The following is a 12,181-nucleotide window of genomic DNA, read 5'->3' on the forward strand; positions in this document are numbered from 1 at the left end:
GGGGGACATCAACTTTTTAAAAAGGGAGCTAAAGTAAGCTCTTCAATTTTACGGCGGACGTACCGCTGCTCTGATGAATCCCGCTTTAAACGTATAAATACTGTTAAGATTTAAAGCCTCTAAACTTTTTTCGATTATTAATGTAGTGGACCATGAGGAGGAGGGATAGGAATAAAAGTGGTGAGGTTAAGTATATTGGGTAGAGATGCATCAGCCCGAAGATATTTATGGTAAAGGATAGGACAATAAACAAGATCAGTAAAGACAATTTCCATTGATGTTTCATCATAAACAAGCCTCCTAAAGAAGTATCACTAAAATTATATGAGGTGTCCCTCTGGAAATTCCGTATTGTTTTCAAAGTTATTGAACTTAAGAGCCGGATTTTTCTCCTGAAGTCTCAATAGGCTTCCAAAAAACCAAAAGCTAAACAAAAAGTGATAAGGGTGTCTCTTATCACTTTTATCAGTGACATGACAGGGTACTATATGAAGTTGAAATTTAAAAGCAGCAAAGGTTTCGCATAGTAACCTATAAAAAGACGGGGGAAAGCAAAAAACTATTTGACAATATTGTGAAATAATAAACAAACGACTTGCACATACAAGTTGTCTCATGCTATATTATGTACAAGAAGTTGATCACAACAAACATATACCCCTTTGTTTGACCGTGAAAAATTTCTCCCATCCCCTTTGTTTGTATAGGAAAACCCGTTGTCCTCGGACAACGGGTTTTCTCTTTATATTCTTATCTTAGTATACTGTTTGTTAAGAAGAGAGATATCTCCAAAATGTCCCGTGCTTGGCAGGTATTTTCTCGACCTTCTTCTGCAGCATCCACTTCTTCATGTTCTTTTCAACCTGTGCCGTACTCATATCATATACAACTGAAATTTCTTTTGTTGCCACCGTACCGTAGTATTCCAAAAATTGTTCCAGCGGCGGGAGCGGCTGGGGCTCAGGCCGTGAGGAAAGCATTTCTTCCAAGATCTGGACATAGACCTCGAACGGATACATACCAGTTACCTTGATGCCCTCATCTTCAATGTTTTCATTGAAAAATACCAAAGTAGGAATTTCATCAACATCCATTTCTGCTGTGATCTTCAAATCGCATTGAAAGGCCTTGGAAGCAGATTCTGAATGGATGTCACTATTGAACTCCTCAACATCCAGCTTGCTGTTGCGGGCAATTCCGGTTAGCACTTCCAGGTCCGATACGTTTTGCTTTCCGAGAAAGAGATTTTCCTGGAGATTCCTGAAGAAACGGATCCCGGCATGTCGTCCCTGCAGCTCTGCTGCTTTTATGGCAATGGAAGCGAGGTGAGGGGAGTCAATTGGATTTTCAAACCAAACGTTCCCGTCACACGACATCCCCGAACGGCTTGCGGTCTTTTCCCATTTATCAGCGATGTTTTCTTGTTTCTTCTTGTTCGTCAGATTCAAAGAAGTCAATTTGCCGCTTATGACATTTTTAATTCTGAAATATTGACCATACTGAAGGTGCAGCTTTTTAAGGATAGGCTCCAATGCCCAGCATTCAGGGCAAAGGGGGTCGATGAACATATAAATTTCTAATGGTTTCTTGTCAGGCCGGCACCTTTGAAGGTTATTATGATTGATCATGCTGCTCAACTTTCTTCACCATTTGCCGGGTCAGGTGAGTTTACCATATGTCTGGCTGTCAGTACGAGCCTGGAAAAGAACTCTTCACGAAAATGCCCTTCAAGACCGACCTCATCCATTGCTTCGCTCATACATGCCAACCATGCTTTTGCCCTTGTTGGTGTTATTTCAAAATTTAAATGCCTGGCCCTCATCATTGGATGGCCGTGTTCTTCTGTATATAAAGGGGGACCGCCTAAGTACTGTGTAAGAAACTGTTTCTGTTTTCTTGCGGTTTCAGACAAGTCACTTGGAAATATTGGGACTAAATCGGGATGTTTCCCCACTCTTGCATAAAAAGCATCTACAAGCATTGAGAGCTTTTTTTCGCCAATCATTCCATATGGCGTCTTATGTTTCTCCATAAGTAGACTCCTTTTTGCATTGATTGTTTGTTTTATTTTAGCAATCGCTGAAAAATATCTCAAACAAATAGCTTCGGTAAGCTTAGGTTTATCTATAGTATCTGCGAAATAATTTTGGACATTCGGCAGAAGGTGGCGGGAGAAGGGTGGATCATGCAGAAAAAAACCGCCCACACTGTATGTGGACGGCTGGTGATAAGAAAAATTCTTAGGCGAAATACTTATTGGAAACTTTTTGAACATAGGCGATTGTCTCCTTGAAAGGGGGAATTCCATTGTATTTATCTACATTCCCAGGTCCGGCATTATAAGCTGCCAAGGCTAACTCAAGGTTACCATCATACTTATCCATCATTTGGCGGAGATACTTGGTGCCGGCAAAAACATTCTGCTGCGGATCAAAAACATCCGTTACCCCAAGGCCGCGCGCAGTAGCCGGCATGAGCTGCATGAGACCGGAGGCTCCAGCATGGCTGACAGCGTCAGGATTGAAATTGGATTCCTGGCTGATCACAGCTGAAATCAGCTTTTTAGGAAGATTATACTTTTCAGCTGCACTGGTGATGATTTGGTCAATGGAGCTGTCTTTACCAGCGCTTGATGTTACTGGTGAAGTATTGGAAATATAAGAAGCCGCGCCTTTACTCATCAGATAATTATTCGTTTTTAACAAAGGGATCATCTGGCTGACCGAGCCTAATCTTGATTGGTATTGTTTATCGTTCAACTGACTGGCAAGCGTCTCATCCAGGATTTGTTGGAACATGGAAGGACTGCTGCCGGTTCCCTGCTGAGAGGATGCAGAATTGAAACCTTGGAGCGCCTGGAGTTCAATCATCGTTTTCAACATTTGCACATTCATTTTCTTATGTATCTCCTTTTAAGAACCGTCAGTTGGAATTTGCAGCTCTTAGAAATCTTTTAATTTTATTATCGGCAGGGCGGAAGGGAATCTTCATGCTTTCAAGGAATTCAGAGAAAATGGCTTCCCCTGTCCTCCTGTCTTTCACTTCATATTCTAACTCATAATCTTCTTTGTTTAAATAGGAACTGAAATCCAGCACCATTAAACCATCATTATATTCCGTTTCTGCCCGGTTGGTCGATAGAGTACCGAAATGGCTCAGATTATCTGGATTTATGCCGAGCCTGTGGAGAGCTTCAGAGACTTCACCAGGTGGCAGGATTCCATGTTCCAGCATCTGGGTTGCAGTCTGCTCATTGACGGGTTGATTGGTTTCCAGCAGCCCGGTTTCTGCAGGCTGTTTGAGGGTCAATTCAAATGTGCCGTTCTTTTCTCTGATCCGCAGGGCGCATTGGTGGTCTTTCAAGCGCCCGGAAGGAGTGTCAAAATAATGATTATTTTGCAGTGTGAAGTCATCCTTGGTCATTGAGAAATACACTTTTATCCGATCGAACTCTTCTTCATTCAGCATATTTTTGAATTCTATTTCAATTTCTTCAGGCATATTATCCGTTCCCTTCTTTTTCACAGCTATATTTATTAAGTTTACCATACTGTGTAAGAGAATCCCTTTCAGATTACCCGATTCAATCTTAGATGAACGGCGGTTATATGTGTTAAAATAAAAGGCATAAAGCATTGAAAGGGGACCATACATCTTATGAGAAAAAAAATACACTTAACAAAGCCTGACCTTCTTGAGGAGAAGTTAGTTCTGCATAGCAGTGATGAGGTTACAGAATCCAATTTGAAGCCTGCAGGGCAGGTACTTGTGGACTCGGATAATTTCTCGTTTGTCTATTTTGCAGAGTCTGAAGAAGACTACGTACTCATACATATACAGGAAGAATGCTGGGAAGCTTTAAAGAGTGCATTCGAACAAAAGCTGCCGGTCTTTGCCGGTTTGGGAGAGATTCAATTTGAGTTGGAGGGCCTTCATCATGAGTTGGAATTCCTGATTGAAAACATTGAAGGCAACAGCAATTATGGTGAAGAAATGGTGAAAAAGGTAGAAGCAGTCTTTCTGGAAAAAGCTTAATTGAGCTATTCCTGAAAGCCTTACAATATACTGTTTATGCATAATTAGTATTGACAGCGAAAAATCCCAAATGCCGGATTTCCCCCTGGGAACCCAAGGGTTATATCTTTGAATAGGAAGAGCAGCACTTTTCTTTCTTGTTATTCAGGATTTTTTAAGTGAATCAGGAAAATGTTTGTGGAACTCAATACATATAACAGCCAAGTTTTCGAAAAGAGCCTTACATTAAGAGGTGAACGTATGAATCATTGGGATCAATTTCTGGGACCCTACAAACAGGCAGTAGATGAACTAAAGATTAAGCTCAAGGGGATGAGGGGACTTTATGAGCTGGAGCGCAGCCATTCCCCCATAGAATTTGTTACAGGAAGGGTCAAACCTATAGCCAGTATCCTGGATAAAGCTAACCAAAAAGGAATCTCTTTGGATAAAATCGGCAGCGAGATGCAGGATATTGCCGGTATTCGGCTGATGTGCCAATTTGTCGAGGATATCCACGCGGTTGTCAATTTATTGAGGGCGAGGAACGATTTCAGGATAGTAGAAGAGCGCGACTATATTTCTCACAAGAAGCCAAGTGGTTATCGTTCTTATCATGTGGTCATTGAATATCCAGTCCAAACCGTCCATGAAGAGAAACTCATCCTGGCTGAGATCCAGATCAGAACACTGGCAATGAACTTTTGGGCAACGATTGAGCATTCTCTCAATTATAAGTACCGCGGCCAATTCCCCGGGGAAATCAGGACAAGGCTGATGAGGGCAGCCGAGGCTGCATTCAGGCTCGATGAGGAAATGTCATTGATCAGGGAAGAAATCCAGGAAGCACAAAGGTTCTTTTCCAATAAAAAAGAACAGGAAGAGAAAAGGCGGGAGTCGAAGGGACAATAAGTTTCCTCCTTTTTCTAAGAGGGAAATAGAAACTAAAAAAAGGGTGTAGCTGTAATGAAATTTGCAATCACTTCTAAAGGAGATTCAAAGTCCAACACGCTGATGCACAAAATGCGTACCTATCTGCAGGACTTTGAACTGATTTATGATGAAGAAGAGCCGGATATTGTTATTTCTGTTGGAGGGGATGGTACGCTGCTATATGCCTTTCACCGGTATAGTTCCAGACTGGACAAGACCGCATTTGTCGGTGTACATACCGGGCACCTTGGATTCTATGCGGACTGGGTGCCTGAAGAAATCGAGAAACTGGTCATTGCCATAGCCAAGACCCCTTATCAGGTTATTGAATACCCTCTTCTTGAAACGATCATCCGCTATCAGAATGGAGAGAAGGAGACAAGGTATTTAGGGCTGAATGAATCAACGGTCAAGAGTGTTGAAGGAACTTTGGTCATGGATATAGAAATAAGGGGACAGCATTTCGAACGGTTCAGGGGGGATGGATTATGTCTGTCAACCCCTTCAGGAAGTACAGCTTATAATAAAGCATTGAATGGTGCGATTCTTCACCCTTCCATTCCTGCAATCCAGCTTGCTGAAATGGCTTCCATCAATAACCGGGTTTTCAGGACAATCGGGTCGCCGCTGATCCTGCCGGCACATCACACCTGCATGCTGAAACCTGTCAATGTACCGGACTTCATGATCACAGTGGACCACCTGACACTGCTGCATAAAGATGTTAAATCGATCCAGTACAGAGTGGCTGATGAAAAAATCCGATTTGCGAGATTCAGGCCGTTCCCTTTCTGGAAAAGAGTCAGGGACTCCTTTATCGCCGACGACTGAGAGTCCTCTGTGGCCCATTATAGTATGGAATGGAAGATATCCGGCGGCGAATCAGGGGTGGACATCAAAACCTTCCTTAACAGGCAGCATATTTCTAAAAGAATGCTGACAGACATTAAGTTTGCAGGAGGAAGGATCGCTGTAAACGAGGAGGAAGTGACAGTGCGGTACAGCCTTGAAACAGGAGATCACTTGACTGTACAATTTCCTCCTGAGCCAAAAAGCCCTAACCTTAAACCTGAAAATCTCGATCTTGCGGTGGTATATGAAGATAAGGATATCCTTGTGGTCAATAAACCGCCATATATGACGACTATCCCTTCAAGGGAGCATCCGGATGGAAGCCTGGCAAATGCCATTACCGGATACTATAAGAGAACCGGTGTGGATTCGGCTGTACACATTGTGACAAGGCTGGACAGGGACACATCAGGACTCGTTTTGATCGCCAAGCACAGGCATATTCATCACTTGATGAGCCTTCAGCAGAAGAAGAGGGAAATCAAAAGGTCCTACGAAGCCCTGGCTGAGGGTTTCTTTCCAAACAAAGAAGGAACGGTGAATGAACCGATCGGAAGAAAAGAAAGTTCAATTATCGAACGGGAAGTCAGGGCAGATGGAAAAGCGGCTGTGACACATTTTCAGGTGGTTCATCAGTGTGAAGGGTTTGCCCATCTCAAACTTAGTCTGGAAACCGGAAGAACCCACCAAATAAGGGTCCATATGTCGCATATGGGCCACCCTCTCCTTGGTGACACTTTATATGGCGGGGATTGCGGGAAGATGGAGAGACAGGCGCTTCATTGCTTTTCCCTTTCATTTACACAGCCTATCACAGGAACAAGCCTTAACTTTACAGCCAAGCTTCCCAATGATATGGAAACACTGCTGGTTTAAGATAAGAAAGCAGCCTGACTGTCATCCAGCAGGCTGCTTTTTTCAATTCTTATATGTTGCTGCCTATGAATGCAGGAGTCAAAGGAAAGGGGTTTCTCTGCCTGATTGTAACCGAAACTCCTGGAAGCCAGGGGAGATGTGTCTTTCGAAAGGTTTCCGGAAGCGGCAATGGATGAAAAAACTGTCCATCTATTTAAGGGTCCTTTGTTTTCTATCCGGATTCACATCCCGGAATTTTTCAGCGATATATGGCATACTGGACTTCACGCTTTCAATGGTCATTTCCGGATAGGAAAGAGCGGAAAGATTCCCGCCAAAGACGGCCCCTGTATCAATGTTATAGGTTCGGTTGATTTCCCTTACCTCAGAGAATGGGGTATGGCCGTACACTATAAACGCTTCCCCTTTGTAGTCAAAAGCCCAGTCCCTGCGCACAGGAGTACCGTCATCATTGGTTTCACCTGTGATATCCCCGTATAGGACAAAGGTTTTTACTCTTTTATCCTGTTTTCCTATAAATTCTTCCTTGATTCCCGCATGCGCTATGATCAACTTTCCGGAATCAAGCCGCTGGTAAAGAGGAGAGCTTTCATACAGTTCAATGAACATCTCCTTATACCTTTCTATTTCTGTTTCAGGGAGTTTTCCTAATTCTTCGACTGTCGTTTCCATCCCATGAAGGATTTTTACATTATTGCCCAAAAAATATCGATAAAGTTTATTGCAATGATTGCCGGGCACATAGTATGCAGCATCTTCTTTAAAGAGCTTCCAAACAGTGTCAATTACCTTTAAGGAGCGGGGGCCGCGGTCAGTCAAATCACCGACAAATCCAAGCTTGCGTCCCGCAGTATGGATGGGGATTCCGGTATCCCATTGGTACCCCAGTTTCACAGTCAACTCTTTGAACTCATCATAACAGCCATGTATATCACCGATTATATCAAGCTTCATATTTTCTCCTTTCTGTCCTGAACAGAATAGCTCAGTATCTAATTTTTCCAAACATAAATTTATAAGGCGACAATTTTTTAAAGTTTTGCTAGTATTATTAGGACTGTATAGTTATCCTGATAAAATAAAATTGATTTTACACTAGTAATAATTCTCTTTAATTTAACATTTAAACAGCACTTTACTTTTTTTATTAGGAAGAAGGAAGTATACTGTTTATTTCATAATATATCTTACGTATCATATCGAACAATATTTACAGGTAAGGAGGGTACGCCGATGCCTGCAGAAAATCAAGAAAAGAGAGAAGTCCAATTGGACGGGGATTACTTGACCTCTGCCCTTCAGAATGAAGAGATGGAGAAGTTCCGGGAAGAGTTCATTGCTCTCCATTCATATGACAGAGCACAATATTTCGAGAAGATCGATGATTCTTTAAGGTTAAAAATGTATCAATATCTTTCTCCGGTGGAAATGGCGGAACTATTCGAAAGTCTCGACAAAGATGAAACTGAATATCAGGATATCCTTGCCGAGATGACACCATCTTATGCAGCGGACATGCTATCGAACATGTATGCGGATGATGCTGTGGATGTGTTGAATGAACTCGACAAAGACCAGGTCGCAAGTTATCTGACCATCATGGATGATGACTCAGCTAAGGAAATCAAAGAGCTTCTTCATTATGAGGAGTATACTGCTGGAAGTATCATGACCACCGAGTTTGTCGCAATAGAAGCGAATCAGACGGTACGTTCTGCTATGACCATCCTGAAGAAAGAGGCGCCAAATGCAGAAACGATTTACTATATATTTGTTGTGGATGAAGAAAAACGGCTGGCGGGTGTGATATCCCTGCGTGATCTGATTGTCAGTGATGATGAGTCGATGATAGCCGATGTGATGAGTGATCGTGTCGTATCCGTTTCAGTAGGGGAAGATCAGGAAGCTGTCGCCAGAACAATGAGGGACTATGATTTCCTGGCTTTGCCTGTTGTTGATTTTCAACACCATTTACTTGGCATCATCACTGTCGATGACATTATTGATGTCATTGATGAAGAGGCTTCAGATGACTATTCCAAGCTCGCAGGTATCTCTGATGTGGATACGGTCGACCGTAACCCGTTCACTGCTGCTAAAAAAAGGCTGCCCTGGCTTATAGCATTATTATTCCTCGGTATGTTCACGGCAAGCTTGATTGGCAGATTCGAGGAAACATTGGATAAAGTGGCTATCCTTGCTGTTTTCATCCCCTTGATTGCCGGCATGGCAGGTAATACCGGAACACAGGCCCTGGCAGTTGCGGTACGAGGTATAGCTACAGGAGACTTGGAAGAAGAAAGTAAATGGAAGCTTGTCATCCGTGAGGCAGGGACCGGGCTGATAACCGGGACTGTTTGTGGAATAGTTGTCATGATTACTGTATACGTATGGAAGGGACAATTATTTCTAGGATTTCTTGTTGGAGTTTCAATACTGGTATCCCTGATTGTGGCTACTCTTGCAGGATCACTTGTCCCGCTTTTGATGCACAAGCTCAAGGTCGACCCGGCAGTAGCATCTGGACCTTTCATCACAACGATCAATGACATTATTAGCATCATGATATATTTTGGAATGGCAACACTATTTATGAACTATCTAGTGTAGAAAAGGGGGAGAAATGATGGAACACGGTGCATCAGTGGCATCATTGGTTATTGTAATTCTTGCAGCATTCATAACACCCATCCTGCTTCACAGGCTGAGGCTTAACTTTATACCGGTGGTCATTGCCGAGATCATCGTAGGATTGATTATAGGCCGCAGCGGTTTTGATATGGTTCAATATGATGTGTGGCTGGAGACATTATCCACACTCGGCTTTATCTTCCTGATGTTTCTAAGCGGATTGGAAATAGACTTTTCTGCATTCTCCAACAAGGGGAAAAAGAAAGAGATCCTGCCTAATGGAAAGCAGGAACCAAACAGGCTGAAGGTTTCCATGATCATATTTGCCGGCATCTTCCTGGTTTCACTGGCTTTATCCTATTTGTTTGTTCTGGCAGGCTTGATAGATAATGCGTTCTTAATGACTCTTATCATTTCAACAATCTCCCTTGGAGTTGTGGTTCCTACTTTAAAGGAAGCCCACATAATGAAAAGCGGCATTGGCCAGATTATATTGCTTGTGGCTGTAATTGCTGACTTAGTCACAATGATCCTGCTTGCTGTCTTCGTGTCGCTTTATGGAGAAGGCCACGGCAACATGTGGCTGCTGCTTCTGTTATTCGGAGCAGGGGTTTTGTTATACTTCCTGGGCAGAAGGTTCAAAAACAATCAATTGATGAAGACACTTTCAACAGGTACGGTCCAAATCGGGACGAGGGCGATTTTCACTCTGATCATCCTGCTTGTCGGTGTATCCGAATCAGTCGGGGCGGAAAATATCCTTGGAGCATTCCTTGCCGGGGTACTGGTTTCCCTCCTATCGCCTCCACAGGAAATGGTTCATCGACTGGATTCTTTCGGTTACGGATTCCTGATTCCGATTTTCTTCGTGATGGTCGGGGTTGAATTGGAATTATGGTCACTCTTAAGTGATCCGAAAATGCTGATATTGATTCCATTGCTGATGCTGGCATTCCTGATTTCGAAACTATTTCCGGTTTATCTATTGAGAAAATGGTACGACACGAAGACGACTATTGCTTCGGCATTTCTGCTGACATCAACTTTGTCACTGGTAATCGCTGCTGCTAAAATTGCTGAACGAATGGAAATCATAACAGCTCAAATGAGTGGTACATTGATCCTGGTTGCCGTCATTACATGCCTGGTGACACCGGTAGTCTTCAAGAAAATGTTCCCAAAAGAAGCAGGCGAGGAGAAACAGATCCAAGTTGCCTTCCTAGGCGCTAATCAGATGACACTTCCCGTTTCACGTGAGCTAAAGTCGGCACTTTATGTTCCAGTTCTGTATCATACCAGACAGGATAAGTCGAACCGGAGTATTTCAGATTCTTTATTCGACATTACCGAGATAGAAAACTATGAATTAAGTACCATTGAGGAAAATAACATCTTCGACACGGATATCATCGTCATTTCCACGGGAGATGAAGAACAGAATGCGACCCTTGCCATTGCTGCCAAAGAGGCAGGCATTGACCGGGTCATTGTGCGGGTGGAAAGCCCTGATCTTGAAGAGATGCTGAGAGATCAGGAGATTGAAGTATTTTCTGTGATGCTTTCTACAAAAGCCCTTCTCAAAGCTTTAATCGAGTCTCCATCCGTGATGAATATCTTTACGAATCAGGAAACATCCCTGTATGAAATCAAGATGCTCAACATACAATTTGAAGGCATGAGCCTCAGGGAATTCCCTTTCACTGGGGATGTAATCTTCGTACGGATCTTTAGAGGGAAAGACTCCATCGTTCCGCATGGAGATACTGAACTTCATATGAACGACCGCTTGATTGTTACAGGATCCAAGGAATATGTGGATGAACTGAAGCGTGAATTGGAATTCTGTGAATACTGTTAATCGAACCTCCTGTCCATTGGGCAGGAGGTTTTTTCAAACTTGGAGAATTCCCGGGGCTGAATATGGATATAACATGGATAAACAGACTCATTTAGCATCTTTTTTCTCTTTTTTCTTTCTTTCCTGTAGCAAATGGGATAAAATTAGTATCAGGTACTAATAACTTGTAATAATCACGAGATAAACTAGGAGGATTTCACATGACTCTTTCATTAGAAGGTAAAACATATGTTGTAATGGGCGTGGCAAATAAGCGAAGCATTGCCTGGGGCATTGCCAGAAGCCTGCATCAGGCAGGAGCTAGATTGATCTTTACATATGCAGGAGAAAGATTTGAAAAGAGCGTCAAAGATTTGGCGGGGACACTGGAAGGCAGTGACAACTCCCTTTTTCTTCAGTGTGATGTAACAAACGATGACGACATCGAAAAATGCTTTCAGACAATCAAAGAAGAAGCAGGTACCATTCATGGCATAGCACACTGTATCGCTTTTGCGAAAAAAGAAGAATTGTCCGGCGACTATATGAATACGACAAGGGACGGCTTCCTGCTTGCCCATAATATCAGTTCCTACTCCTTGACAGCTGTTGCGAAAGCAGCAAAGGACCTGATGGTTGAAGGAGGAAGCATCGTCACATTGACGTACCTCGGCGGAGAACGAGTGCTTGAAAACTACAACATCATGGGAGTGGCTAAAGCGTCCCTGGATGCCAGCGTGAAGTATTTAGCCAGCGACCTGGGTAAATCAGGCATACGCGTCAACTCCATTTCAGCAGGACCTATCAGGACCCTGTCTGCAAAAGGGGTGGGTGACTTCAACACAATCCTTAAAGAAATTGAAGAAAGAGCACCGCTTAGAAAGAATACCACTCCGGAAGAAGTAGGGGATACAGCAGTGTTCCTTTTCAGTGACATGAGCCGCGGCATCACCGGGGAAAATATCCACGTGGATTCGGGATATCATATAATGGGTTAATCTCATCCGTCCAAAGGCAGAAAGCCTTTGGACGGTTTTT

General features: G+C 43.1%; 13 protein-coding genes. 7 read left to right on the plus strand and 6 right to left on the minus strand.

All coding sequences use genetic code 11. The features are described from left to right. Nucleotides 1-103 precede the first annotated feature (103 nt). The 5 genes from D3H55_RS25565 to D3H55_RS23215 form a co-directional block, all read right to left on the minus strand. Nucleotides 104-289: a hypothetical protein gene (locus tag D3H55_RS25565; RefSeq protein ID WP_119549695.1), complete on the minus strand. Its 186-nt coding sequence runs from the start codon at nt 287-289 to the stop codon at nt 104-106. A gap of 481 nt (nt 290-770) precedes the next feature. Beyond that, complete coding sequence (locus D3H55_RS23200; RefSeq protein WP_119549705.1) at nt 771-1,628, minus strand: ClpXP adapter SpxH family protein; 858 nt, start codon at nt 1,626-1,628, stop codon at nt 771-773. A gap of 5 nt (nt 1,629-1,633) precedes the next feature. Further along, nucleotides 1,634-2,032: a globin domain-containing protein gene (locus D3H55_RS23205; RefSeq protein ID WP_119549706.1), complete on the minus strand. Its 399-nt coding sequence runs from the start codon at nt 2,030-2,032 to the stop codon at nt 1,634-1,636. A gap of 208 nt (nt 2,033-2,240) precedes the next feature. Next, a complete protein-coding gene (locus D3H55_RS23210) occupies nt 2,241-2,894 on the minus strand; it encodes a lytic transglycosylase domain-containing protein (protein WP_119549696.1) in 654 nt (217 codons plus the stop codon). A gap of 28 nt (nt 2,895-2,922) precedes the next feature. Further along, entirely contained in the window at nt 2,923-3,549 is a 627-nt protein-coding gene (locus D3H55_RS23215) for a CYTH domain-containing protein (protein WP_240628764.1), read from the minus strand. Nucleotides 3,550-3,657: 108 nt separating this feature from the next. Between D3H55_RS23215 and D3H55_RS23220 the strand changes: the two genes are divergently transcribed. From D3H55_RS23220 to D3H55_RS23235, 4 genes are all read left to right on the plus strand, one after another. Further along, a complete protein-coding gene (locus tag D3H55_RS23220; RefSeq protein ID WP_119549697.1) occupies nt 3,658-4,035 on the plus strand; it encodes a UPF0738 family protein in 378 nt (125 codons plus the stop codon). Between the two features lie 240 nt (nt 4,036-4,275). Beyond that, nucleotides 4,276-4,926: a GTP diphosphokinase gene (gene yjbM / locus D3H55_RS23225; RefSeq protein WP_119549698.1), complete on the plus strand. Its 651-nt coding sequence runs from the start codon at nt 4,276-4,278 to the stop codon at nt 4,924-4,926. 54 nt (nt 4,927-4,980) lie between these two features. Continuing rightward, a complete protein-coding gene (locus tag D3H55_RS23230) occupies nt 4,981-5,778 on the plus strand; it encodes an NAD kinase (protein ID WP_119549699.1) in 798 nt (265 codons plus the stop codon). Nucleotides 5,779-5,802: 24 nt separating this feature from the next. Then, the gene (locus D3H55_RS23235) at nt 5,803-6,675 is read left to right on the plus strand and encodes an RluA family pseudouridine synthase (protein WP_119549700.1); all 873 of its coding nucleotides are present in this window, start codon (nt 5,803-5,805) and stop codon (nt 6,673-6,675) included. A gap of 189 nt (nt 6,676-6,864) precedes the next feature. On the opposite strand, the gene prpE is transcribed toward D3H55_RS23235, so the two are convergent. Further along, on the minus strand, nt 6,865-7,629 hold the full coding sequence (gene prpE / locus D3H55_RS23240) for a bis(5'-nucleosyl)-tetraphosphatase PrpE (protein ID WP_119549701.1): 765 nt from the start codon (nt 7,627-7,629) through the stop codon (nt 6,865-6,867). Nucleotides 7,630-7,908: 279 nt separating this feature from the next. On the opposite strand from prpE, the gene mgtE reads away from it, so the two are divergent. The 3 genes from mgtE (at nt 7,909) to fabI (ending at nt 12,141) form a co-directional block, all read left to right on the plus strand. Continuing rightward, entirely contained in the window at nt 7,909-9,285 is a 1,377-nt protein-coding gene (gene mgtE / locus D3H55_RS23245; RefSeq protein WP_119549702.1) for a magnesium transporter, read from the plus strand. 16 nt (nt 9,286-9,301) lie between these two features. Further along, the gene (locus tag D3H55_RS23250) at nt 9,302-11,164 is read left to right on the plus strand and encodes a monovalent cation:proton antiporter family protein (protein ID WP_119549703.1); all 1,863 of its coding nucleotides are present in this window, start codon (nt 9,302-9,304) and stop codon (nt 11,162-11,164) included. A 200-nt stretch (nt 11,165-11,364) separates the two neighbouring features. After that, complete coding sequence (gene fabI / locus D3H55_RS23255) at nt 11,365-12,141, plus strand: enoyl-ACP reductase FabI (protein WP_119549704.1); 777 nt, start codon at nt 11,365-11,367, stop codon at nt 12,139-12,141. Nucleotides 12,142-12,181: the final 40 nt, after the last annotated feature.

The organism is Bacillus salacetis (assembly GCF_003581585.1).
GTDB lineage: Bacteria > Bacillota > Bacilli > Bacillales > Bacillaceae_B > Rossellomorea > Rossellomorea salacetis.

Bases quoted from the DNA above. Each gene is read 5' to 3' on its own strand.
- D3H55_RS25565 (WP_119549695.1), bottom strand. From the start codon at position 289: ATGATGAAACATCAATGGAAATTGTCTTTACTGATCTTGTTTATTGTC.
- D3H55_RS23200 (WP_119549705.1), bottom strand. From the start codon at position 1,628: ATGATCAATCATAATAACCTTCAAAGGTGCCGGCCTGACAAGAAACCA.
- D3H55_RS23205 (WP_119549706.1), bottom strand. From the start codon at position 2,032: ATGGAGAAACATAAGACGCCATATGGAATGATTGGCGAAAAAAAGCTC.
- D3H55_RS23210 (WP_119549696.1), bottom strand. From the start codon at position 2,894: ATGAATGTGCAAATGTTGAAAACGATGATTGAACTCCAGGCGCTCCAA.
- D3H55_RS23215 (WP_240628764.1), bottom strand. From the start codon at position 3,549: ATGGTAAACTTAATAAATATAGCTGTGAAAAAGAAGGGAACGGATAAT.
- D3H55_RS23220 (WP_119549697.1), top strand. From the start codon at position 3,658: ATGAGAAAAAAAATACACTTAACAAAGCCTGACCTTCTTGAGGAGAAG.
- yjbM (WP_119549698.1), top strand. From the start codon at position 4,276: ATGAATCATTGGGATCAATTTCTGGGACCCTACAAACAGGCAGTAGAT.
- D3H55_RS23230 (WP_119549699.1), top strand. From the start codon at position 4,981: ATGAAATTTGCAATCACTTCTAAAGGAGATTCAAAGTCCAACACGCTG.
- D3H55_RS23235 (WP_119549700.1), top strand. From the start codon at position 5,803: ATGGAATGGAAGATATCCGGCGGCGAATCAGGGGTGGACATCAAAACC.
- prpE (WP_119549701.1), bottom strand. From the start codon at position 7,629: ATGAAGCTTGATATAATCGGTGATATACATGGCTGTTATGATGAGTTC.
- mgtE (WP_119549702.1), top strand. From the start codon at position 7,909: ATGCCTGCAGAAAATCAAGAAAAGAGAGAAGTCCAATTGGACGGGGAT.
- D3H55_RS23250 (WP_119549703.1), top strand. From the start codon at position 9,302: ATGGAACACGGTGCATCAGTGGCATCATTGGTTATTGTAATTCTTGCA.
- fabI (WP_119549704.1), top strand. From the start codon at position 11,365: ATGACTCTTTCATTAGAAGGTAAAACATATGTTGTAATGGGCGTGGCA.